Genomic DNA, 24,645 nt, shown 5'->3' on the forward strand with positions numbered 1-24,645 from the left:
AGGATGTCGCCGAGCTTCTGCAGCTGGAAGGTCTGGAGCGGGTCGGAGATCTGGAGCAGGACGGTGGCGATCCGACGCGCTGGACGGGCACGGTGGTGCCCGCCGAGGAGTTCAATGGCGAGGCCAGTGCGAGCATTCCGGGTGAGAGCTACGCCGACGAGGCGGGCAACCGGGGCAGTGAAGGTGAAGACAGCATCAAGGTGGACACCACGGCGCCCACACTCGAAATTACTTCCGATAAAGACACGCTGGCTGGTGATGAAACCACCACACTGACCTTCAAGTTCAGTGAACCCGTCACTGGTTTCACCGAGGGCGACATCCAAGTCGAAGGCGGCGATCTGGTTGGGGATAGCCTCAGCACCGACGATGACGAAACCTGGACAGCCGAGTTTACCGCTGCGGGCGGCGAGTCCATCCGAGTCAAGGTAGAAGACGACGACTACACCGACAAGGCGGGCAACAAGGGTTCTGGTGACGACCACACCATTAACGCCGCGCCGGTGGCAGAAAACGTCACCGATATCACGTCGGTGGACAAGCCGATCATTCTCGACGTACTGGACAATGACAGCGACCCGGACGGCGATGACCTGCATGTTGCCAAAGTCGACGGGGAAAAAATCCCGACCGATGACGAGATCCCGGTCGAAGGCGGCACGGTCAAGCTGATTGAAGAGGGTGAAAACAAAGGCAAGCTGGAGTTCACCCCAGAGACCGACCCTGACCAGTTCAATTTTGCCGACAGTAACGGCCAGGTCACCTTCGACTACACCGTCAGCGACGGCCAGGGCGGCACGGACACCGCCACCGTCACCGTGGGTGTGATTGATGTCTCCATCACCGATGACGCCCAACCCGATGGCGACGGCGGCGACGGCGTCCTCGCCTCCATTGACGATCTGGAAAACGTCCGGATCAGTGGCCAGATTCCGGCCGGTGGTTCGGTGGTAAGGCTGGAAGTTACTGATGATGCAGGGGGTGAAGTAGAGGTTCAGGAAGACGATATCTCCATTGACGAGGACGATTGGACTTTCAGCGCCACCGCGAACCTTGAAGGCTTGGACGATGGCACCCTGACTGTCAGGCTGGAAGCCAAGGACAGCGCAGAAAATTCGGCCACCACCGAAAACAAAATCCAGAAAGATACCGTGACCGAGGTGGAGATCACGGCGATCGAGGCGGATACCGCGGATAAGGTAGACGTGATCAGCGGCACCGGAGAACCGGGTGCAACCATCTCGCTGTATCAGGTCGCAGCGGATGGCAAGGAGACCCGCATCCCGGGTGCCGACAGCATCCAGGTCGTTGAAGACGAAGACGAAGGCGGGAAGTGGTCATTCGAGCCGGGCCAACCACTGGAAGAGGAACTTTTCGAGATCAAGGCCAAGGCCACCGATCCCTGGGGGAATACCGATTCGGATACCCGTTTCGTGCCCGTTCTTGAGCTTGGTGATCGCATCACCGTCGAGGAAAGCGGTATCGCCGGAGATGGCGACGACCAGCCGGCCGGTACGAACCCGGACAAGGTTGCTCGTACCGATTCCGGCAATCTGACGTTTACCTTTGCCGAAAATGAAGACCTGAAGACGCTGCAGATCGGCGAGAATGGCGAGAGCTTCGATCACGATCAGCTGAAAAAGGCCGCTAAAGATAACCCGATCGATTTTGATACCGATTACGGCACGCTGGAAATCACCGGGTACGACGACAGCGGCGACACGGCCACGCTGGATTACCGTTTTGAGCTGACCCGAGCCGCAGACCATTCGGAAGTGGACGACGACGAGCCGTTCGTTGATTCACTTGACCTGCGCCTGACCGACACGGCGGACGATGTGCGCACCGGCGTACTGGAAATCGCGATCGAGGACGATGCACCGAGCGCGAGGGACCTTGAGGACAAGCAGGAGGTCACCGAGGGAGACGATGCCTTCGAAGGAACCAACCTGCTCAACAACGATAACCCGGGTGCCGACGGGGCCGTGGTGCATACAGTCTATTACACCAACCGTGATGGCGACGAGGCCGACGTTAAGGTCGGCAATGCCGCTGACGTCGATGGTTACGTTCAGACGGAAACGGTTGATACCAGGTACGGCGAGCTGACCGTAAGCAGTGACGGCACCTGGTCTTACAGCGTCCTGAAGACCGTCGATCACGCCGGAGAGGACGAGGTCATCGAGTCGTTCGAATACGACCTGATCGACGGCGACGGCAGCGTCAGTGAAAACCACGCGTCCAAGGACATCCAAATTGCCGACACCGAACCGGAGGTCGGCGATACTGACGATGCCACCGTGGCCGAGGCCAACCTCCCCAGCGGTACCGATCCCGATCCCGAAGGCAATGACCCCAGGGTAACCGGAAAGCTCGATGTCTCCGGCAATGACCCCTTCCTGGTCAGCTTTGATGATATCTCAGACGAGGACAGCGACTCGCTCTACGGTGAAGGCTTCACCGCCGGCGGCGAGACCGTCCATTTCCGGGTCAGTGACGATGGCGGCACGCTTACCGCCAGCACGGATCAAGACTTCGAGGAAGACGGTGCCGAGGTCTTCACCGTTTCACTGACCGACCGCAAGCAGTCCCTGGACGATGCACGGAAGGGCAAGGCCCCGGAGCCGGGTTACGAGTTCACCCTCAAGCGACCTCTGGATCAGGCGATCGGTGAAGAGAAAGCCGACTTGCCTTTCGACTTCACGGTTCAGGAACAGGCCGGCGAGGACGAAGAGGGGTACGACGAAGGCAAGGATTCGGTTTCCGGGAGCTTCACCGTCTCGGTTGAGGATGACGTAGTAGACAAGACCCGGGACATCGAGCTGGACGAGGACAAGGAGTTTTCCTTCCGGACCCCAGCCAAGGCTAACGACGATACCATCAAGATCAAGGACGGGCCAGAATTCGGCCAATCCGAAGAGGAGGAAGAGGGCGACCTCCCCGATGGCATTGCCATTGATGCCGAGACCGGCAAGATCACCTACACCCCGCGGCCGGACTTCAGCGGCGAGGATTTCTTCATTTACAGATTTGACCCTGGTGACGGCGAGGCTCGAGAAATCGCTGTTACCGTCACCGTTAACCCGGTCTCTGACGAACCCGATTTCAATGCGGCCGAAACCGAAATCACGGTCGACGAAGACCCGGTAAAGGGTCGGGGCGAGGACAAATCCCGGGTGGCGTTGGGTTTCGACGCGCCGGTGCCAAGCGACCAGGACAAGGCCAGCGCCGAGCGCCTGGGTGCCATCGAACTGAGCGACATCCGTGAGGGTGCCAAGCTGGTGTTAGTGGATGAAGACGGAGATCTCATTGCTGGTGATGGTGTAACGAACGGTGAAATCGAAGGCGGTAACGTTGAAATTGATGAGAGCGGTGCAGTCCAGTTCGTGATCAAAGAATATCTGGAAGACCACACCCATATCCATATCGAAAATTGGGAAAATAAGTACCCAGATGCCATCCGGATCAGCAAGGAAAACTTCGAGAATCTGGAACTCCGTGGTCCGGATCACGACGCGACCAATTTCAAGGTGACCGGAAGCGTAACCTCCTACGAAGTAGATGGGAGTGGCAATCCGTTGGATCCCGATGATTACCCAGAGGGACAGAAGCTCAAGAGTTCTTCCGAGGACTCAGTCAATGTGACTGTATTGGCTGTTACGGATCCGGTAACGCTGGAGCTGAACGACGATAACAAGCTCGACCAGAAAGAGAACATCGAAGAGGTTGATCTGGAGCCCGAAGAGGGCAAAGCCACAGTCACTCTGAAAGAAGATAGCCCGCTGGACCTGTCGCGCCTACTGACCGCCGATTTCGACGATCTCACCGGCAGCGAGACCCGCTGGATCGAGATCTCGGGTGCCGCGGAGGGAACCTTCGTCACTGTCAACGACAATACCTATACGGCCGGCAGCGATGGTGACATCGAGATTCCCTCCAGTGCACTGGGCGACTTCGGTGACGGTAAGTCCCGTGACCTGCCGACGCTGGAACTCACCCCGCCGGACGATTTCAGCGGTGATATTTCCGGCACGACCATCACCCTGAAGGCACAGGACATCGACCCGGACGAGGACGACCCGGATGGGGATGTTGAGGAAGACTCGGTGAATCTGGACCTCCAGGTGACCCCTGTTCCCAATGAAATCGACGACCTTGATCAGGTCGAGATTGACGAATATCGCCCCGGAGAGGAAGGCGCAGATCAGGACGGTCGGGTCTTCCTCGACGGTCTGGAACCCGGTGACGTACAAGAGACAGAGAAGATTACCAAAGTCGTTATTGAGGATATTCCCAAAGACTGGAAAATCTTCAAGGGTAAAGGTGGAGACCGAGAGGAGCAGGATCTCGAGGGAGACAATGGCGGCCCCTTCAGCCTGACGATTGAGGATGAAGACGGCATAGAGGATCTGGGAGAGTACACGATCCGTGCACCGGAGTATCGCAGCGAGGATGTTGACCTGAACCTGAAGGTTACGGTGGAGGATACCCCGCCTGAAGGCAGTACCGTCGATGATTCTGTCGAGGGCACATTCGATGTAAAACTGCCCATCAAGGTCCAGCCGGTGGCCGGAACGGTGGAAGACGGCGATGTGGAGACGCCAGAAGATATTGCGTATGACAACAGCGTGGACGAAGACGGGGCGGGAACTGTCGGTGTCAAGCAGGATGAATGGTACAACCTGAACGATACGTCAAAGACGGACGACCTGAGTGGCGACGACACGCTCAAAACAGGCTGGGGCAATGAGGATGGTTCTTACCTGAACCGGGACGACGGGGATGAACCGAGCGAAACGACCTACGCCCAGCTGACCCCGAATCTGGTCAAGGGGCAAGGTGAGAACGCCGATGGCGTGCGGTTCCGTTGGGAGGAAGATGGTGAAACCCGGGAGGTGGCGTACAACGGCACACCAGTGGACGTGCCGGTTGAGTTCCTGGACACCCTTGAAATGCGTGCTGGCGCCTTCCAGGCAGGCGAGTTCGAAGTCGAGGTGCGGGCCAAAACGGTCGATCCGGGTGAAGAAGACGATGACACCGAATCGGAAGCCGTCAGCGAGGATGGGAAATACCTGCTGACCGGGATCGTGTTCGAACCCAATGCCAGTGACAATGTTACATTGAATATCTCCAGCACTTCAGGGAAAGAAAGCTCGCAGGAAGAGACACGCAAGATTGATCTGGATATTGACCTGGGCTCCGCTGATCCGTACGAGACGTTTAATATCACGCTGGAGCGCGTGCCGGAAGGCGCAAAGATCTTCTATGATGGGGATGAACTCGATCTTGACGACGCTGAAAAGGAAGATGATGGAGATGGCGGCCTTGCGCGCGGCCAGAACTCGGTAAGTATAGAAGACTTTAATCCCTCGAAGGACCTGCGGGTGGAGACCGCGCCCAACGACAACCGCGATTTCAGCCTGAAGTTGGCGGGTGATGTCGTGGACAAATTCGAGGGCTTCGCGGGTTCTTTCAAGAGTATAGAAGATCTCGTGACTCGGGGTATTCGCGTCAATGTGGAAGGCGTGGCCGACCCGGCATCCGTTGACGCGATCGAGGATTACCAGGTTACTGAGGAATCAGATGCCCAATCCGTCTCGCTGAATAAGCTGATCGACGCGCAAAGTCTCGAGATGGAGGACACTGACGGGTCCGAGAAGCTTACCCTTCGACTGGAGGGGCTGGAGAGTGACTTCCGTCTTGCCGGCGAGGGGCTTTCCTCACTGGGTGGAACCGGGACGGATCGGCAGTGGCTGCTCGATCTGGAGTTCAATGATGAGAAGTCCATCGAGAGCCTTCGAGACAAGTTGGAGGGCAAGCTGGAGAAGGTCGAACTCTCGATACCCGAGCACTTCAGCGGTGAGGTGCGCTTCAAGCTAGCGCCTATCACCACCGAGGATGACGGTGACTCGAAGACCCATGACAGCACTGACGTGCAGCTGGATGTGACCCCCGTGCCTACGGCAGATATCCGCACCAGCGTGACGGCCAACGAGGACGAATACCAGAAGCTCAACTTCGATCTGCGCAACAGTCCGGAGGTGAAGAACGAGGAACTGCTGGCCGTGCGGATCAGGGAGAAGGATATCGATGAGGACAATTTCCAGCTTTATCTGGATAGTGGCAGCGATGCGGTGACGCTTGGCGAGGCTGCCAATAATGGGGACAACGGTGTCACGCGCGATGACGGCTGGCTGGAGCTGACCGGCGATGCCCTGACCAAAACGTATGTGAAGGGGGCGCCCAACGTCTCCGCCGATGGTCTGTCCTTCGATGTGGAATACGACATCAAGGCGTCGCCCTGGGACGAGTACGACGGCGATGTGGATCCGGTGACTGACACCTTCGCGGATGATTACAGCGTCACGATCGAAGCCGTGACGGATCCGGTCGAAATGGAACTGACCTCGGTGGATAACGACTCCGAGGCAACGAGTGTCGAGGTGGAGGAAAACCGCTCCGTAGACGTGTCAGTCCGGCTCCGGAAAGAGGAGGATGAAAACGCGGATAATCAGCGCGACCACGATGGCAGCGAAAAGCTGGAGTTCTTCGTCATCGACAACGTGCCGTTGGGCGTGACTGTCGAGGGTGGCGAGTTCATTGGCGAGACCACCGGCACGGCCGATGATCCCGATCTCACCACCGGTCAGTGGCGGCTGAATGTCGAGGAGACGTTCGAAGGAGGACAGGACGAGTGGCCGGTGGAACAGACCATCATCTTTAAAGTGGAGGGGAACGCAGATCGCCTGGCCGGCCTTGATGAAGAGATCGCGATTACAGCATGGACTCGGGACGCGGCCGTAAATGGGCAGGATCAGCCTGGCTGGGAACGGGACACGGTGGGGTGGCAGCTTGAGGTGGCCGAGGACTTCAATGATGACGAGGCCAATAAACAGACGCCGTTGACCATCGAGGAGGATTCCTGGGAGGCGCAGGAAGCGGAGATGACCGAAGACGAGTCCATCGCGCTTGGTGAACTGGTGTCTGGTGCCTTTTTCGAGCCGGAGGAGGATGGCAGTTTTTCGATCACCCTGACCGATGTGCCGGATGGCGTCACGATCTCGGGCATGACCGAGACCACCGTGGATGGCGAGGATGTGTACTACGCTCATCGCTCCGGCGGGCGGCAGGAGCTTGAGAACCTTCTGGGTGAGATTCGGGTACAGGCCCAGAAAGACGCCAACAAGAATAATCTTGAGCCGGGTGAGTTCGAATTCGATGCCACGCTGACCACCTACGCCCCTGGCGGGGACGAGGACATCGCCACCACCACTATCGGTCCGGACGTGACCATTGAGCCAGTCACCGATGCCTTCGAGTTGACGGTGTCCGTACCGAGTGATGCGGAGGAGGCACAGGAAGCGGACGGCCGTGACGGGGACGTGGAGCTCGAGGTTTCCCTGAGCAATCCAGCCGATGGCGCCTTTGCGCAGCTGCTGAATGCGGACGAACAGCCTGCGGACACCGTGTTCGTGCGTCTCGATGACGGCGGGATGGACGACGAAGGCGCCCTGCTCTGGAACGGTTCGGAGATTACGGAAACAGTCTTTGGTGAAGATGCCGAGTGGCTGGAGGATGACGAGACCTACTTCGTTCTCGACGGTGTAGAGCTGAACGATGACGGCAAGGCCAGCCTCGAGGGCTTGACCTATCGCTCGGCTCAGTACGCCTCCGGCAGCGTCGACGTGCACGTGACCGTCGCCGGTCGTGAAGAGAACGCCGAGAACATCGAAACCACGTCCAGCAGTGAAAGTTTCGACATCGCTCCGGTTAACAGCGGGCTGGCCGATGATTTCATCGTCGGTGATACCTCTGGGCTGGAACGCGACGGCGAAGACCGAGACGATCCGATCGAGATCGACGTGGAAAATCTCGAGCTGAACGATGAATCGGAACGGGTCCAGGCCGCCTTCTTCGAGAAGGTCCCCAACGGCTACACCGTAGTGCACGGAGAGGACGCGGAAAGCGCAAGTTCGGCCAGTAACGCGGGCTCCGACGGCGAAGGCACCAACAAGTGGTCCATCCCGGTAAGCCAGGAGGGCGCGTTGCCGACCTACATTGCCATCAAGCCGCCTCGCTACAAATCGGAGAAGGTCGAGGACATACGGTTCACGGTGCTCTCCGGTGAAGAAGGTCTGGAACCGAAAGAAACGAGTGCCGAATTTGACCTGATCGTGGAGGGCGTGGCCGACGGGATCGATATTTCCCCCAACCCCAGCTTCGGTGACGAAGGCGAACCGGTGCGGCTCAATCTCAACGCCGACATGAAGGATTTCTCCGGGTCCGAGACGGCCACCTTCGAGTTCAGGGAGCTGGGCAAGGGTGCGGCGTTCTATCTGCCAGACTCTGACACTGCTGAGCTGAAGCTGGCGCCCGGCGCGGATACGAGCTGGGCATACGACTCGGACGAAGACACCTACACCGTCGAGGGCGTGCCCTCGGACATGATCAACCGGCTGCACGTGCTGCAAGCCGACAGTGCGGTCACGGATGGTGGCGAGGTGCGCGGCAAGACGGTGGAGCCGAATAACTTCGATGACGAAGTCGAGCCGAACGAAGAACCGGAATTCACCGCCTCCAAGGATCTGCGTCTGGAGATCAGCCCGGTTACACCTTCGGAAGGTGACGACACCCTGCTCTACAGCGGGGAGGCCATCGATGCTCTTGGGGGGAAGGACACCATCCTGTTGCAGTTCAACAACGACCTGGAAAAGGATGACTACGCCAAATTCGACAACATCGAGATCTTCGACCTGACGAACAGCGGCAGCAATAAGCTGGATGCATTGCGCCCGGAAGATGTGCTCGAAATGACCGATGACAAGAACCTGCTGGAGATTCTAGGCACCGACCAGGACAAGGTCGCGCTCAAAGGCCAGAGTGAGGAGGTTGATGACCCCGAAAACGGCGAGCCTGAAGAAAAGGCAGTGAACTGGAAAAAGGACAGCGGTGCCGACAAGGATGGGTTCAAAGTGTACGAGGCCACTTGGGGCGAATACTCCGCCACTGTGCACATCCAGTCTGAGATCGACGTCAAACTCCAAGACGTCACCATCGACCAATAACCCCCGACCCAGAGTGAACCGCCCGACTGCCGGGCGGTTCCCGGTCGTTTGCGAATTGTTGAATCATCAAGGGAGAAAACCAGTGCTTTCGAAGCAAAAACTCCGGAACGTAATCGCCGGCCCCACGCTGCTGGCGTCAGCGACGGCTTTGGTCCTGGCAGGCGGAACAGGCGGCCTGCAGGCGGGGGACCGGGCGGTTGCAGGCTCGACGGATATCCCACAACCGCTGCGCGCGGCAATTGTCGAGGCCGTGTCGGAGAACCCGGAGGTGCAGACCGAGTGGCACAACTTTCTGGCTACGGAGCGCGAACAGGACGTGGAGCGCGGCGGGTTTCGCCCGCGGGTGGATCTGAACGCCTATACCGGGTACGAGACGCAGAATTCAAGCGATCGGGACCGGTTCAGCCGCAATCCGCATGGGGCCAGCATCACGCTGACACAGATGCTCTGGGACGGGCTGGAAACCCGTGGCCGGACGGATCGCATGGGCGAGATCAAGCTGGTTCGCTATTTCGAGTTCCGCGAGAGTGCGGAAGAAACGGCGCTGGAGGCGCTGCGGGCGTTCGCTGATGTGCAGCGTCAGCGCAAGCTGGTGGATCTGGCGGAACGCAACTTCGAGGCACACGAGGCGATCCATGAACGGTTGCTGGAACAGCGCGAAACGGGCGTTGGGCGCGGTGCCGATCTGGAGCAGGCGGCCGGTCGCCTGGCTCTAGCTCGCTCGAATCTGACGACGGAACGGGCCAACCTGCACGACGTGAGTGCGCGCTATCAGCGCGTGGTGGGGCAGGCTCCGGATCCAGGTGAGGTGCCGCTGGCAGGGATCTTTGATGAGGACGTACTGCCGCAGGGGCGCGAGAGGGCGCTGGAAGAGGCCCTGATGACCAGCCCGGCCATGTTTGCCGCCCGCCACAACGTGGATGCGGCACAGGAACAGCGACGTGTCGGGCGCTCCGCCTTCCATCCGAATCTGGAGTTTCAGGCCAGCCAGTCGTGGGCGAACGACACGATGGATTTCGCGGATAGCACCGTGAGCGACACCAGCGCGCGGCTGGTCCTCAATTTCAATCTGTATCGCGGTGGGAGCGACCGTGCGCGTCTGGGGCAGTTCACCGAAGAGTTCCACCGCTCGGTGGAAGAACAGGGCACGGCCTGCCGCAACGTTCGGCAGGACATCACCGTGGCCTATAACAACATCGAAGCGCTGTCGGATCAGGTGGAACACCTGCGCCAGCATCGGGATTCTTCGGAAGAGGTTCGGGTCGCTTATCGTCAGCAGTTCGAGATCGGCGAACGCAGCCTGTTGGACGTGCTGGATACGGAAAACGAATTCTTCGATGCGAGTCGTGCGCTGGTCAACGCGCAGCACGATCTGGAGATCGCAAAGGCGCGCGCCCTGTCGACCATGGGCGATCTGCTGGAATATCTCGACATCGCGCGTTCCGACATGCCGGATCCGGAGGATCTGGGGATGCGTAATGGTGAAGTGTCGATCGAAGGGGTGTGCCCGGCCGAGGCGGTCGAGGCAATGCGCTGAGAGCTCGGCGCGGCCGCAATGTAGCCATTGCATCCGCCGGTTGAGGTGACGCCGCTGGAGCCTGATTGCGGCGGATGTCACCAACCCGTGAACGGTCCTGAGCGCTGGCTGCCTGTTCCCTGTAAGTCGTTGAAAAAATGGAGCCGGTGACAGGAGTCGAACCTGCGACCCTCTGATTACAAATCAGACGCTCTACCAGCTGAGCTACACCGGCCTGGTGCCGGGAGTGGGACTCGAACCCACAAGGCCGAAGCCAGCGCATTTTGAGTGCGCCGTGTATACCAATTCCACCATCCCGGCGTGCAGCGCCCGTAGTGTAGCGCACGCAGGGGATGTGGCAATACGGCCGAGCGGTATCCCGCGAGCCGGGGCATGGTAGGATCGCGCGCCATGCGAGTTGCCGATTTTGATTACGAGCTCCCGTCCGAGCTGATCGCGCAGGATCCGTTGCCGGAGCGCACCGGGTCCCGCCTGCTGGTCCTGGAGGGCGAGGAGCCCGAGGATGCCGTGTTCTCGGACATCGGGCGCTGGCTGCGTCCGGGCGATCTGCTGGTCCTCAATGACACGCGGGTGATCCCGGCGCGGGTGTTCGGGCAGAAGGCGAGCGGCGGCCGGGTGGAGGTCCTGTTCGAGCGCGTGCTGGAAGGCGGGCGCGAAGCGCTGGCGATGGTGCGGGCGAGCCGGGCACCCGCTGCCGGAACCCGGCTGCAGCTGGCGGACGGGGCCTTCGAGGTGGAGGTGACCGGGCGCGAGGGGGCGTTCTTCCGCCTGGCGCTGTGCGGCGAAGGAAAGGCAGGCGAGCAGGATCTGCCGGCCCTGCTGCATGTCCATGGTCAGGTGCCGCTGCCGCCGTATATCGAACGCGCGCCGGAGCAGGAGGACGCCACGCGGTACCAGACGGTGTTCGCGCGGCGAGAAGGGGCGGTGGCGGCGCCGACCGCCGGGCTGCATTTTGACGATGCGCTGCTGCGGGGGCTGCGCGAGAGCGGTGTGGAAACCGCGTCGGTCACGCTGCATGTCGGGGCGGGAACTTTTCAGCCGGTGAAAGTCGAAGACACGGCCGACCACGAGATGCATGCCGAATGGCTGGAGGTGTCGCCTGAGCTGTGTGCGGCGGTCGCGCGCTGCCGCGAGCGTGGCGGCCGGGTGGTGGCGGTGGGCACGACCTGCGTGCGTGCGCTGGAATCGGCCGCGGCGGGTGGCGAGCTGGCGCCCTTCACGGGCGATACCCGGCTGTTCATCCAGCCGGGCTATCGCTTCCGCGTGGTCGATCGCATGATCACCAATTTTCATCTGCCGCAGAGCACGCTGCTGATGCTGGTCTCGGCGTTTGCCGGATATCGCCGTCTGTTTGCGGCCTACGCACACGCGGTGTCGCAGCGCTACCGTTTCTTCAGTTACGGGGACGCGATGTGGCTGGCACCCGGCGATCCGGACGATCGGCCGCCGAGCGCGGAGGCTTCCGATGCAGTTTGAACATCTGGGCAGCGACGGGGCGGCCCGGCGCGGCCGGCTGACCTTCCCGCGCGGAGAGGTCGAGACGCCGGCTTTCATGCCGGTGGGCACCTACGGGACGGTCAAGGCGATGACCCCGGAGGAGCTCACCGGGCTGGGGGCGCAGATCATCCTCGGCAACACCTTCCATCTGATGCTGCGTCCGGGGACGGAGATCATTCGGGCGCATGGCGATCTGCATGATTTCATGCACTGGGAGGGGCCGATCCTCACGGATTCGGGCGGTTTTCAGGTCTTCTCCCTGGCCGAGATGCGCAAGATCACGGAGGAGGGCGTGCGCTTCCAGTCGCCGGTGGACGGCTCGAAGGTGCTGATGACGCCCGAGTCGTCGATGCAGGTCCAGCGTGAGCTGGGCTCGGACATCGTGATGATCTTCGACGAATGCACGCCGTACCCGGCCACATATGACGAGGCGCGCCGCTCCATGGAGCTCTCGCTGCGCTGGGCGGACCGCTCGCGTCAGGCCCACGGCGACAACCCGGCAGCGCTGTTCGGGATCGTGCAGGGGGGCATGATCCCCGAGCTGCGCCGGGAGTCGGCGGCCGGACTGCGCTCGATCGGCTTCGACGGCTACGCCATCGGCGGGCTGTCGGTGGGCGAACCGGAGGACGAACGCCTGACCACCCTGGACGTGACCCTGCCGGAACTGCCGGTGGAGCAGCCGCGTTATCTGATGGGGGTGGGGCGGCCGGAAGATATCGTGGAGGCGGTGCGCCGCGGGGTGGACATGTTCGACTGCGTGATGCCAACCCGCAACGCGCGCAACGGCTTTCTCTACACACGCGAGGGCGTGCTGCGGATCCGCAACGCGCGGTTCCGCGACGATACCGGGCCGATCGACCCCGAATGCGGGTGCTACACCTGCCGCAATTACTCGCGGGCCTATCTCAAGCATCTCGACAAATGCAACGAGATCCTCGGCTCGCGGCTGGCGACCACGCACAACCTGCATTTCTACCAGGACCTGATGCGCGGGATGCGCGAGGCGATCGCCGAAGGGGCACTGGACGCCTTCGTGGCGGATTTCTATGGCCGGCGCGGCATGGACGTGCCTGCTGTGCCATAATTCGCGCCGCTTGTTGAACCGAATCGAATCGCTGAACGGAGAACCCGCATGGATTTCCTGATTTCCGCCGCCCACGCGCAGGAAGGCCAGGCCGCCGGTGGTGGCCTGATCGAATTCCTGATCATGATCGTCATCTTCTTTGCGATCATGTACTTCCTGATCATCCGGCCGCAGAGCAAGCGGGCCAAGGAACACCGCGCGATGGTCGAGGCGCTGTCGAAGGGTGACGAGGTGGTCACCAACGGCGGCATTGCCGGCAAGATCACCGAAGTGGGCGAGAACTTCATCCGCGTCGACGTGGCGGACGGCGTCAACATCGCCGTGCAGAAGCAGTCGGTGCAGTCCGTGATGCCCAAGGGTTCCCTGAAAGACCTCTGAAGGTCCGTAGCCGATGCGCAACTCCTTTCCGCTGTGGGTGTACGCCCTGATCGTCGTGGTCATCGCCGTCGGGCTTCTGTACGCGGCCCCCAACCTGTTCCCCGAAGATCCTTCCGTGCAGATCGACAACCCGATGGCGGGCGAGGTCGACGAGGAGATGGAGGGTGTCATCGGCACCGTGCTGGGCGCTCAGGGACTGTCCCCCATGCTCGCCGAGCGGCGTGAGGGGCAGCTCCTGCTGCGCTTCGAATCGGCGGAAGACCAGGAGCAGGCCGCCGAGGTTCTGCGTGGGGCGCTGGATGACGATCACACCGTGGCCCTGAACATGGCCCCGGCCACCCCCAATTGGCTGCGCGCCATCAACGGGCAGCCGATGGCGCTGGGTCTGGATCTGCGCGGCGGGGTGCATTTCCTGTTTGAAGTCGATCTCGACGCCGTGATCGGCACGGCCATCGAACGCTACAGCAACGAGCTGCGGCCGCGCCTGCGCGAGGAGGGCTACGCGTTCTCGTCGGTCGAGGACGGCGGCGACGAGCTGCGCATCCAGTTCGCCAGTGCGGACGACCGGGACGCGGCCGAGGGCTTTCTGGGTCGCGAGTATCGCGGCGAGCTGGAGTGGGATGCTCGGCAGGAGGACGATGTCTGGCTGCTGGTGGCGACCCTCGAAGAAGACCATCTGACGGAACTGCGCCGCCAGGCCCTGCAGCAGAACATCTCCACGCTGCGGACCCGGGTGGATGAGCTGGGCGTAGCCGAGCCGCTGATTGCCCAGCAGGGCGAGCATCGCATCGTGGTGCAGCTGCCCGGCGTGCAGGACACCGCACGTGCGAAGGAGATCCTCGGGGCTACCGCGACCCTCGAGTTCCGCCTGGTGTCCGAGAGTGGCGACCCGATGGAGGCCCGCGAGACCGGCGATATCCCGTCCGGGACGCGGCTCTACGAGGAACGTGACGGCACGCCCGTGCTGCTGCAGCGTCAGGTCATGCTGACCGGCGAGTTCATCACCGATGCCTCGTCCGGGATCGCCGACGACACCGGCGGTCCGGCCGTGTTCATCAATCTCGACGGCCAGGGCGCGCGGATGTTCTCGCGTGTTACTTCCGACAACGTCGGCCGGCTGATGGCGACGGTCTTCATCGAGACCATCATCGAGACCGAGGAAGAGGAGGGCGAGACGGTGATGCGGACCTCGCAGAGCGAGGAGGTCATCAACGTCGCGCGCATCAACGAGCCGCTGGGCGGCCGCTTCCAGATCAGCGGCCTGGAGAGCACGACCGAGGCGCGCAACCTCGCGCTGCTGCTGCGGGCCGGGGCGCTGGCCGCTCCGATGTCCATCGTCGAGGAGCGCACCGTTGGCCCGAGCCTGGGTCAGGAGAACATCGATCGCGGGATCCAGTCGGTGATCATCGGCTTCATCCTTGTGATGCTGTTCATGATCCTGTACTACCGGGTGTTCGGTGTGGTCGCCAACGTCGCACTGGCCCTCAACCTGGTGTTCATCGTTTCGGTGCTGTCGATGCTGCAGGCGACGCTGACGTTGCCGGGTATCGCCGGGATCGTGCTGACGGTGGGCATGGCCGTCGATGCGAACGTGCTGATCTTCGAGCGCATACGCGAGGAGCTGCGCAACGGCATGTCACCGCAGGCGGCGATCGCCTCGGGCTACGACCGCGCGCTGACCACCATCGCCGACGCCAACGTGACGACCCTGATCGCCGCCGTGGTGCTGTTCATCTTCGGTACCGGCCCGATCAAGGGCTTCGCCATCACCCTGTCGATCGGGATCATCGCCTCGATGTTCACCGCGATCGTGGTGACGCGCGCCATTGTCAATCTGACGTACGGACGCCAGCCGCGGCTGGCCCGTATTTCCATCTAAGTCCGGGAGCCGCGGAATGCTGCCGCATCTCAATTTCGCCGAGTCCAACATCGACTTCCTGGGCAAGCGCCGGGTCACGCTGGTGATCTCGGCGGTGCTGATCATCCTGTCGCTGGTGATGCTGGCCACGCGCGGCATCAACTTCGGGATCGACTTCACCGGGGGCACCCTGGTCGAGGTCGGTTACCCCGAGGCCGTGGAGCTGGATCCGATCCGCGAGGTCATCACCGAGGGCGGGTTCGAAGGGGCCCAGGTGCAGACCTTCGGTACCGCCCGCGACGTGCTGATCCGTCTGCCGCCGAGCGAAGACGAGGATGTCGACGAGGCCGCGCTGTCGAATCAGGTGATGCAGCTGCTGGAGGCCGGTGGCCCCGAGGGTGCCGACCTGCGACGGGTGGACTTTGTCGGCCCGTCGGTGGGCGAGGAACTGCGGGAGCAGGGCGGCCTGGCGATGCTGTACGCCCTGGCGGGCATCCTGATCTATGTCGCGGTGCGCTTCGAGTGGCGTTTCGCGGCGGGGTCGGTGCTGGCGCTGGTCCACGACGTGGTGATCACTCTTGGGATCTTTTCCCTGCTGCAGTTGGAGTTCGATCTGGGCGTGCTGGCAGCGATCCTGGCGGTGATCGGGTATTCGCTCAATGACACCATCGTGGTCTACGACCGAATACGCGAGAACTTCCGCATATTGCGCAAGCAGGGGACCGAGTTCGTGATGAACAACGCGGTCAACAAGACCCTGGCGCGCACCATCGTGACCAGTATGACGACCCTGCTGGTGCTGTTCGCGCTGTTCTTCCTGGGCGGTGCGGCGCTGCAGAACTTCTCGGTGGCGCTGATCATCGGTGTGCTGGTGGGGACCTACTCCTCGATCTTCATCGCGGCCACCGCGGCGCTGATGCTGGGCGTGGACCGTCAGGTCCTGCTTCCGGTGAAGCGGGAAGGGGCGGACGAGGAGGATTCCACGCCCTGATCGGGGTGCGGTGATGCCGGGCGGCGATCGATCGCCGCCCGGCGCGCCGTTGCCTTGTGTGGCGAGCGCGGGCGCTCAGGTCCCGTCGCCGGCGCTGCGTCCCTCGTTCTCGGCGGCGTGCAGCCGCTGCAGCATGGCCTTTAGGACCTTGGGGTTGCCGGCCACGACGTCCCCCTTGCGGAAGATGTCGTTGCCGCCCTGCCAGTCGCTGGTGAGCCCGCCGGCTTCCTGCACCAGCAGCAGGCCGGCCGCCATGTCCCAGGGTTGCAGACCCATCTCCCAGAACCCGTCGAACCGGCCGCAGGCGACCCACGCCAGGTCCAGTGCCGCGGATCCCGGGCGCCGGATGCCGGCCGTGCCCGGGATCAGGTGGCGCAGGGTGCGCAGGTAGCGCTCCAGGTCCTGTCCCTCGCGGAACGGGATCCCGGTCCCCAGCAGCGCGCCGGAGAGGTCCTTGCGCTGTGCGACGCGGATGCGCCGGTTGTTGAGAAAGGCGCCGGCTCCGCGGGTGGCGGTGAACAGTTCTTCCTTGAGCGGGTCGTAGACCACCGCGTGTTCCAGCCGGCCTTTCTGCCGCAGGGCGATGGACACCGCGTACTGCGGGATCTCGCGCAGGTAGTTGGTGGTGCCGTCCAGCGGGTCGATGATCCATTCGTGGTCGGCGCCGGTGGCCCCCGGCTGGTTGCCCCCTTCCTCGGCGAGGATCGCATGGTCCGGGTAGGCCTTCTTCAGGGTCTGAACGATCGCCTGCTCGGCGTTCACGTCGACATCGCTGACCCAGTCGTTGCGGGCCTTCTCGCGGGTGTTGACCCGGTCCGGCCGGCCCCAGGCGCGGGTGGTGATGCGTCCGGCCGCGCGGGCCGCCGATACCGCCGTATTCAGCATGGGGTGCATGAGGGCTCTCCGAACATCGCTTGGGAAGGAACCGGGCGCGGCAAACGGACGCCCCCGAAGGTGGCGAACGATACACAAGGCACGGGGGGTTTGGAAGGGTCGCGCCCGTGCCGCGCGCGGCAGTGTACAATCGCGCCCGCATGCGAGCGGGCCGGGGAGGGCAAGGGGCCAGTGGCAGGAGAACGGGAACAGGCAGACGCGGCGCGCACCCTGTGTGAACGGGTCCGCATCGTCCTCGTGGGAACGACCCATCCGGGCAATATCGGGTCGGCCGCGCGCGCGATGAAGGCCATGGGCATGCGTGATCTCGCGCTGGTCGCACCGGAGCGTTTCCCGCACGCCGACGCCACCGCGCTGGCCTCGGGCGCCGACGATGTCCTGGCGCGTGCGACGGTGACGGATTCGCTGGCCGCGGCGGTGGCCGACTGCCATCAGGTGGTGGGCACCAGCGCCCGGACCCGGACCCACTCGGTGCCGGTGCTGGAGCCCGACGGAGCGGCCGGGCGGGTGCTGGATGGTGCGGGCGCCGGGCCGGTCGCGCTGGTGTTCGGGCGCGAACACAGCGGCCTGACCAACGACGAGCTGGATCACTGTCACGCCTTCGTGCGCATCCCGACCGACCCGGAGTTTTCCTCGCTCAATCTCGCCGGCAGCGTGCAGATCATGACCTGGGCGGTGCGCCGCGCCGCGCTCGCTACGTCGCCGGAGGATGCAGACCCCGCCACTGCGCGCGGGTCGGCGAGTGCGCAGGATCCGGCGGCCACTCATGCCGAGCTGGAGGGCCTGTTCGCCCACTACGAGGAGGCCCTGGAGGCGATCGGCATGCTGGACCCGGAGAACCCGCGGCATCTGATGCGGCGGCTGCGTCATCTCTATCTGCGCGCGGAGCCCAGTGCCTCGGAGGTCCGCCTGCTCCGTGGCATCCTCACCCGTACCCTGCGTGGACGGTGAGTGCGGCGGGCGGCTGTGATACCCTAGCGGACAAGTCAGGTTTGAGATCGTAGCCGCCATGTTCAGGACCCTGCGCGAGGATATCCGCTGCGTGTTTGCACGCGATCCCGCTGCCCGCAACGCCTTCGAGGTGCTGACGGCGTACCCGGGTCTGCATGCGCTGTGGTTCCATCGGGTCGCCCACTGGATGTGGAATCACCGTCTGCGCTGGCTGGGCCGGATTCTTGGCAACATCGCGCGGCTGCTGACCGGTATCGAGATCCATCCGGGAGCGCGCATCGGTCGGCGCTTCTTCATCGACCACGGCATGGGTGTGGTGATCGGCGAGACCGCCCAGATCGGTGACGACTGCACCATCTACCATCAGGTGACCCTCGGCGGGACCAGCTGGGAGGGGGGCAAGCGCCACCCGACGCTGGGCGACGAGGTGGTGATCGGTGCCGGGGCCAAGTTGCTGGGACCGATCCACGTCGGTGACCGAGCGCGTATCGGCTCGAACGCGGTGGTGCTCAAGGACGTGCCCGCCGATGCGACCGCGGTGGGCATCCCGGCCCGCGTGCTGGGGCCGCGCCCGGAGCCGGATCCGAGGTTCCAGCAGGCGGCCAGTCGCATGGGTTTCGATGCCTACGGCGTGACCCGCGACATGCCCGACCCGGTGGCGAATGCGCTGCACCGGATCGTGGATCGGGTGCACGAGCTGGACGACCGCATGGAGAAGGCCTGTCAGGCCCTCAAGCGTGCCGGTATCGATCCGGGCGAGGCGCTGGGCGAAGACACCGGGCATCCGCTGGACCCGTGTGACCTGGAAGGGCTGGAGCCGGATACCTGCGAAATCCCGCCCCGCAAACAGCAGGGCAGTAGTTGACTATTTTGATCAGGTATTGCTAGTCTTGGCTGCAAGCTGATCAACGGGGCGCATCCAGCAATGAAACTGACGACCAAAGGACGTTACGCCGTGACCGCCATGCTCGATGTGGCAACCCATACCCGCGAGGGGCCGGTGTCGCTGGCCGAGGTCGCGGGACGCCAGAAGCTCTCGCTGTCCTACCTGGAGCAGCTGTTCTCCCGGCTGCGCAAGCAGGGTCTGGTGGTCTCAAGCCGCGGTCCGGGCGGCGGTTACGCCCTCAGCCGCGATGCCGGTGAGATCAACGTGGCCGAGATCATCATGGCGGTGGACGAACCGGTGGACGTGACCCGCTGTGGCGGGAAGGCGAACTGCAACAAGAACTCGCGCTGTCTGACCCACGACCTGTGGGCGGATCTGAGCGACCAGGTGTATGACTTCCTGAGCAACCGCTCGCTGGCCGAGGTGCTGGAGCGCCATGAGGCGAGTCGCGAGGCCCGCGAGCAGGGCGAGCGACCGGTAACGCTGCACGGAAAGAGCGACGACAAAATCGATAAGGCGGGCGCGATGGCGGCCGCGGACAGGAGCAATGCGTGATGAGTGACCTTAAACTGCCAATCTATCTCGACTATTCCTCGACCACCCCGGTGGACGAGCGCGTTGCCGAGGAGATGAAGAAGTGCCTGACGCGTGACGGGCTGTTCGGCAACCCGGCGTCGCGCAGCCACAGCTTTGGCTGGGATGCCGAGAAGGCGGTGGAGAAGGCGCGCGAGCAGGTCGCGGGCCTGGTCGGCGCGGATCCGCGGGAGATCATCTGGACCAGCGGCGCGACCGAGGCCGACAACCTGGCGATCAAGGGTGCCGCGCATTTCTACCAGCGCAAGGGCAAGCACATCATCACGGTGAAGACCGAGCACAAGGCCGTGCTGGATACCGCGCGCCAGCTCGAGCGCGAGGGGTACGAAGTCACCTACCTCGGCGTCGACGAGAACGGCCTGGTCGACCTGCAGGAGCTGCAGGACACCATGCGCGACGACACCATCCTGGTCTCGGTGATGCACGTGAACAACGAGATCGGGGTGATCCAGGACATCGAGGCGATCGGCAATCTGTGCCGCGAGCGCGGCATCGTGTTCCATGTGGACGCGGCCCAGTCGACCGGCAAGGTGGGCATCGACCTGTCGAAGCTCCCGGTGGACCTGATGAGCTTCTCGGCACACAAGACATACGGTCCCAAGGGGATCGGCGCGCTGTACGTACGCCGCAAGCCGCGCGTGCGCATCGAGGCGCAGATCCATGGCGGCGGCCACGAACGCGGCATGCGTTCGGGCACGCTGGCGCCGCACCAGATCGTCGGCATGGGCGAGGCCTTCCGGATCGCCGGCGCGGAGATGGGCACCGAGCTGGAGCGCATCCGCATGCTGCGTGACCGGCTGTGGGAGGGCCTCAACGACATGGAAGAGGTCTACCTCAACGGCGACAAGGAACGCCGCGTGGCCCACAACCTCAACGTTTCGTTCAACTTCGTGGAGGGCGAGAGCCTGATCATGTCGCTGCGCGACATCGCGGTGTCTTCCGGTTCCGCCTGTACCTCGGCGAGCCTGGAGCCCTCCTACGTGCTGCGCGCCCTGGGTCGCGACGACGAGCTGGCGCACAGCTCGATCCGCTTCTCCATCGGCCGCCACACCACGGTCGAAGAGGTCGACCACACCATCGACATCGTGCACAAGGCCGTCGGCAAGCTGCGCGAACTGTCGCCTCTCTGGGAGATGTACCAGGAAGGCATCGACCTCAAGAGCATCGAATGGGCGGCCCACTGAGGCCGTCCCGGGACAACCACCCACGGGTACGCGAACAGGAGAAACACCATGGCTTACAGTGACAAGGTGATGGATCATTACGAAAATCCGCGCAATGTCGGCAGCTTCGACAAGAGCGACGATGCGGTCGGTACCGGCATGGTCGGTGCGCCGGCCTGCGGTGACGTGATGAAACTGCAGATCAAGGTCAATGACGACGGCGTGATCGAGGACGCCAAGTTCAAGACCTACGGCTGCGGGTCGGCGATCGCCTCCAGCTCGCTGCTGACCGAATGGGTCCGCGGCAAGAGCCTGGAAGAAGCGAGCCAGATCAAGAACACGCAGATCGCGGAAGAACTGGCGCTGCCGCCGGTGAAGATCCACTGCTCGGTGCTGGCCGAGGACGCGATCAAGGCGGCGATCTCCGATTATCAGGAGAAGCACGGCGCCGAAGAACCGGAACAGAAGACGGCCTGAAGGACGACATGGCGATCACACTGACCGACAGCGCGGCTGACCGCATCCGGCACTTCCTCGAACAGCGGGGCAAGGGTGTCGGGGTGCGGCTGGGGGTGAGAACCACCGGCTGCTCCGGCATGGCCTATGTGGTCGAGTTTGCCGACGAGATCGAGGAGAGCGACACGGTGTTCGAGGTCGACGGGGTGAAGCTCGTTGTGAGCCCCAAGTCTCTGGTGTATCTCGACGGCACCGAACTCGACTTCGGCAAGGAAGGCCTGAACGAGGGTTTCCGTTTCAACAACCCGAACGAGAAGGCCCGCTGCGGCTGCGGTGAAAGCTTCAGTATCTGACCGCACCGGAGGTGCGCGGGGTGTGTCGGGGCGGTCCGGTACGGACGGCCGGCTCACCCCTTTTCTTTGTCGGGCCGGCGGGGCCCGGTTTTTCGTTACGGACAGGGAAGGGGCAGTCGGCCGATGAACGATCCGTTTGAGCAGTTTGATCTCCCGGTGACTTTCGAAGTGGACCGCGAGGCGCTGGAAGAACGTTTCCGGCGGCTGCAGGCGGAGCTCCACCCCGACCGTTTCGTGCGTCAGGGCGACCAGGCCCGGCGCATGGCCGCGGCGATGGCGGCGGACGTGAACGAGGCCCACGATATCCTGGCGAATGACTATCGGCGCGCCGTGCGGATCCTCGAGCGCGCGGGCTTCGAATTCGACCCGGAACGGGATACCAGCCGCGACATGGGCTTCATCGAGGCGCAGATCGAGTGGCGTGAGCGGCTGGAGGAAGCCGAACGCGCCGCAGACGCCGCGGCACTGGAGGCCCTGGCCAAAGAACTCGGCAATGCCCGTGCCGAGGCGCGGGCGAAGGTTGCCCGCGCGCTGGATGACCCCGAAAATCCCGCCGATGACGCGCGGGATCGCGTGCTGGAGCTGCGGTTCTTCGACCGCCTGCTGGAAGAGCTGCAGCGTACCCGGCAATCGCTGGGCGCCTGACCCCGTCCGCCGCATCCGCACTACCTCAAGCCTGTTCAGGAGCCGAACGCGATGGCGTTATTGCAGATTACCGAACCCGGCGTCGATTCCGCCCCGCACCAGCGTCATCTGGCGGCGGGGATCGACCTGGGGACGACCCACTCGCTGGTGGCGACCGTCCGCAGCGGCGAGGCCGATACCCTGCCCGACGAACAGGGGCGCCACATCCTGCCGTCGGTGGTGCATTATTCCGCGGAGGGCGCGCAGGTGGGGCACGAAGCGGCCGATCACGCCGCGGACGATCCACACAACACCATCGCGTCGGTGAAGCGCCTGATCGGGCGCGCTGCGGCCGATGTCGCCACGCTCTCGGGCGAGCTGCCGTTCCGGTTGAAGACCGCGGACGAATCCGGCGTTCCGCGCATCGAGACTGCGGCCGGCGACAAGACCGCCGTGGAGGTCTCTGCGGATATCCTCGGGACCCTGCGGGCACGGGCCGAGGCGACCCTGGGCGACGAGCTGGAGGGCGTGGTGATCACGGTGCCGGCCTATTTCGACGACGCCCAGCGCCAGGCCACCCGGGATGCGGCCCAGCTCGCCGGCCTCAATGTCCTGCGGCTGATCTCCGAACCGACCGCCGCGGCCGTCGCCTACGGCCTGGACCAGGGAGAGGAGAGCACCATTGCGGTGTACGACCTCGGCGGTGGCACCTTCGATATCTCCATCCTGCAGCTGCGTCGCGGCGTGTTCGAGGTGCTGGCGACCGGCGGGGACTCCGCGCTGGGCGGCGACGACGTGGACCGCAGCGTGGCCGAATGGCTGCTGCAGCAGGCGGGCATGCAGGGCGAAAACGATCCGCAGCGCCTGCGCCGCGTGACCCTGGAGGCGCGCCGCGCCAAGGAGGCGCTGACCGAGGCGGACACCACCGAGGTGCGTGTGACCCGCGCCGATGGCAGCGAATGGCGGGGGCAGCTGGATCGCGCCGGCCTGCTGGAACTGGCGCGCCCGCTGCTGGACCGCACCCTCGAGGCCTGCGGCCAGGTGCTGACCGATGCCGGTCTTGCGCGCGACGCCATCGACGAGGTAGTGCTGGTGGGCGGCTCTACCCGGATGCCGGCGGTGCGCGAGGCGGTGCAGGAATTTTTTGATCGTGAACCGCGTGCCGGGATCGATCCGGATCGCGTGGTCGCGATCGGCGCCGCGCAGCAGGCGGACATCCTCGCCGGCAACAAGCCGGACACCGAGCTGGTGCTGCTGGACGTGATCCCGCTGTCGCTGGGCCTGGAAACCATGGGCGGGCTGGTCGAATTCATCGTCCCGCGCAACACCACCATCCCGGTCAGTCGGGCGCAGGAATTCACCACCTTCAAGGACGGCCAGACCGCGATGTCGCTGCACGTGGTGCAGGGCGAGCGCGACGTGGTGGACGCCAACCGTTCGCTGGCGCGCTTCACCCTGTCCGGGATCCCGCCGATGGTCGCCGGGGCGGCGCGCATCCGGGTCACCTTCCAGGTGGACGCCGACGGCCTTTTGAGCGTGACCGCGCGCGAGCAGACCCAGGGCGTAGAGGCGCACGTGGAGGTCAAGCCCAGTTACGGACTGACCGACGCCGAGATCGAACAGATGCTGCGTGATTCCGCCTCCGCGGCGCGCGACGACATGGAGGCCCGCCGGCTGCGCGAGGAGCAGGTCGAGGCCGACCGCGTGCTGGAGGCGCTGAACGCCGCGCTGGAAACCGATGGCGACCGCTACCTGGACGCCGACGAACGCGCGAACATCGAGGCCGCCCGCGACGCCCTGGCCGAAGAACGCGGCCGCGGCGAGGATCCGGACGCCATCGAGGCCGCGCGCAAGCGCGTCGAACAGGCCTCCGAGGCCTTCGTCGCGCGCCGCATGAACGACAGCATTCGCCGCGCACTGGCCGGCCACAATGTCTCCGAATACGACGACTCAGGGAACTGACCCCATGCCACAGGTGATCTTTCTGCCGCACGAGGAAATCTGTCCGGAGGGGGCCTCCATCGAGGCCGAGCCGGGCATCAGCATCTGCGATCTCGCCCTGAAGAACGGGATCGAGATCGAACACGCCTGCGAGAAGTCCTGCGCCTGCACCACCTGTCACGTGTACGTGCGTGAAGGGATGGACAGTCTGGAGGAGCCCACCGAGGACGAGGAAGACATGCTGGACAAGGCGTGGGGCCTGGAGCCCGATTCGCGACTGTCCTGCCAGGCCGTGGTCGGCGATGCCGATCTGGTCGTGGAACTGCCCAAGTACACCATCAATCAGGTGTCCGAAAACCACTGATCAGCGGGG

Annotated in this window: 17 protein-coding genes and 2 tRNA genes; 16 read left to right on the top strand and 3 right to left on the bottom strand. The window is 63.6% G+C overall.

Features of this window, described 5'->3' with window-relative positions:
• Positions 1-92 precede the first annotated feature (92 nt).
• Together D571_RS13720 and D571_RS0110195 are read left to right on the top strand one after the other, a co-directional pair.
• Complete coding sequence (locus D571_RS13720) at positions 93-9,065, top strand: Ig-like domain-containing protein (RefSeq protein ID WP_156815774.1); 8,973 nt, start codon at positions 93-95, stop codon at positions 9,063-9,065.
• 148 nt (positions 9,066-9,213) lie between these two features.
• A complete protein-coding gene (locus D571_RS0110195) occupies positions 9,214-10,602 on the top strand; it encodes a TolC family outer membrane protein (RefSeq protein WP_369773861.1) in 1,389 nt (462 codons plus the stop codon).
• 138 nt (positions 10,603-10,740) lie between these two features.
• Here the strand turns inward: D571_RS0110195 and D571_RS0110200 are convergent.
• Both D571_RS0110200 and D571_RS0110205 read right to left on the bottom strand, forming a co-directional pair.
• A tRNA-Thr gene (locus D571_RS0110200) sits at positions 10,741-10,816 on the bottom strand.
• A gap of 1 nt (position 10,817) precedes the next feature.
• Positions 10,818-10,902, bottom strand: a tRNA-Leu gene (locus D571_RS0110205).
• A 90-nt stretch (positions 10,903-10,992) separates the two neighbouring features.
• On the opposite strand from D571_RS0110205, the gene queA reads away from it, so the two are divergent.
• From queA to secF, 5 genes are read left to right on the top strand one after another with little or no spacing between them, the layout of a single operon-like run.
• Positions 10,993-12,078, top strand: a complete 1,086-nt coding sequence (queA, locus tag D571_RS0110210; RefSeq protein ID WP_018936588.1) for a tRNA preQ1(34) S-adenosylmethionine ribosyltransferase-isomerase QueA — start codon at positions 10,993-10,995, stop codon at positions 12,076-12,078.
• Positions 12,068-13,183, top strand: coding sequence for a tRNA guanosine(34) transglycosylase Tgt (gene tgt, locus D571_RS0110215; RefSeq protein WP_018936589.1), 1,116 nt, complete (start codon positions 12,068-12,070; stop codon positions 13,181-13,183). Before queA ends, tgt begins: the two co-directional genes overlap by 11 nt.
• 48 nt (positions 13,184-13,231) lie before the next feature.
• Positions 13,232-13,561, top strand: a complete 330-nt coding sequence (gene yajC / locus D571_RS0110220; RefSeq protein WP_018936590.1) for a preprotein translocase subunit YajC — start codon at positions 13,232-13,234, stop codon at positions 13,559-13,561.
• A gap of 13 nt (positions 13,562-13,574) precedes the next feature.
• A complete protein-coding gene (secD, locus tag D571_RS0110225) occupies positions 13,575-15,440 on the top strand; it encodes a protein translocase subunit SecD (protein ID WP_018936591.1) in 1,866 nt (621 codons plus the stop codon).
• Between the two features lie 16 nt (positions 15,441-15,456).
• On the top strand, positions 15,457-16,410 hold the full coding sequence (gene secF / locus D571_RS0110230; protein ID WP_018936592.1) for a protein translocase subunit SecF: 954 nt from the start codon (positions 15,457-15,459) through the stop codon (positions 16,408-16,410).
• Positions 16,411-16,485: 75 nt separating this feature from the next.
• Here secF and D571_RS0110235 read toward each other — a convergent pair whose 3' ends face one another.
• Complete coding sequence (locus tag D571_RS0110235; protein ID WP_018936593.1) at positions 16,486-17,304, bottom strand: inositol monophosphatase family protein; 819 nt, start codon at positions 17,302-17,304, stop codon at positions 16,486-16,488.
• A gap of 171 nt (positions 17,305-17,475) precedes the next feature.
• On the opposite strand from D571_RS0110235, the gene D571_RS0110240 reads away from it, so the two are divergent.
• From D571_RS0110240 to fdx, 9 genes are all read left to right on the top strand, one after another.
• Positions 17,476-18,255 carry a TrmJ/YjtD family RNA methyltransferase gene (locus D571_RS0110240; protein ID WP_018936594.1) on the top strand — a complete coding sequence of 260 codons (780 nt, stop codon included), beginning with the start codon at positions 17,476-17,478 and terminating at the stop codon, positions 18,253-18,255.
• A gap of 58 nt (positions 18,256-18,313) precedes the next feature.
• Positions 18,314-19,120, top strand: a complete 807-nt coding sequence (cysE, locus tag D571_RS0110245) for a serine O-acetyltransferase (RefSeq protein WP_018936595.1) — start codon at positions 18,314-18,316, stop codon at positions 19,118-19,120.
• A 60-nt stretch (positions 19,121-19,180) separates the two neighbouring features.
• Positions 19,181-19,696, top strand: coding sequence for an Rrf2 family transcriptional regulator (locus D571_RS0110250; protein ID WP_018936596.1), 516 nt, complete (start codon positions 19,181-19,183; stop codon positions 19,694-19,696).
• Positions 19,696-20,919 (top strand): IscS subfamily cysteine desulfurase, encoded by a 1,224-nt coding sequence (locus tag D571_RS0110255; protein ID WP_018936597.1) that lies wholly within the window; start codon positions 19,696-19,698, stop codon positions 20,917-20,919. The genes D571_RS0110250 and D571_RS0110255 overlap by 1 nt, the downstream gene beginning before the upstream one ends.
• A gap of 48 nt (positions 20,920-20,967) precedes the next feature.
• Positions 20,968-21,375: a Fe-S cluster assembly scaffold IscU gene (gene iscU / locus D571_RS0110260; protein WP_018936598.1), complete on the top strand. Its 408-nt coding sequence runs from the start codon at positions 20,968-20,970 to the stop codon at positions 21,373-21,375.
• A gap of 8 nt (positions 21,376-21,383) precedes the next feature.
• Positions 21,384-21,707 (top strand): iron-sulfur cluster assembly protein IscA, encoded by a 324-nt coding sequence (iscA, locus tag D571_RS0110265; protein WP_018936599.1) that lies wholly within the window; start codon positions 21,384-21,386, stop codon positions 21,705-21,707.
• 123 nt (positions 21,708-21,830) lie between these two features.
• The gene (hscB, locus tag D571_RS0110270; RefSeq protein WP_018936600.1) at positions 21,831-22,352 is read left to right on the top strand and encodes a Fe-S protein assembly co-chaperone HscB; all 522 of its coding nucleotides are present in this window, start codon (positions 21,831-21,833) and stop codon (positions 22,350-22,352) included.
• Positions 22,353-22,403: 51 nt separating this feature from the next.
• Positions 22,404-24,293 carry a Fe-S protein assembly chaperone HscA gene (gene hscA, locus D571_RS0110275; RefSeq protein ID WP_018936601.1) on the top strand — a complete coding sequence of 630 codons (1,890 nt, stop codon included), beginning with the start codon at positions 22,404-22,406 and terminating at the stop codon, positions 24,291-24,293.
• 4 nt (positions 24,294-24,297) lie between these two features.
• On the top strand, positions 24,298-24,636 hold the full coding sequence (fdx, locus tag D571_RS0110280; protein WP_018936602.1) for an ISC system 2Fe-2S type ferredoxin: 339 nt from the start codon (positions 24,298-24,300) through the stop codon (positions 24,634-24,636).
• Positions 24,637-24,645 lie beyond the last annotated feature (9 nt).

It is taken from the genome of Thioalkalivibrio sp. ALJ24, assembly GCF_000377785.1.
Lineage (GTDB): Bacteria > Pseudomonadota > Gammaproteobacteria > Ectothiorhodospirales > Ectothiorhodospiraceae > Thioalkalivibrio.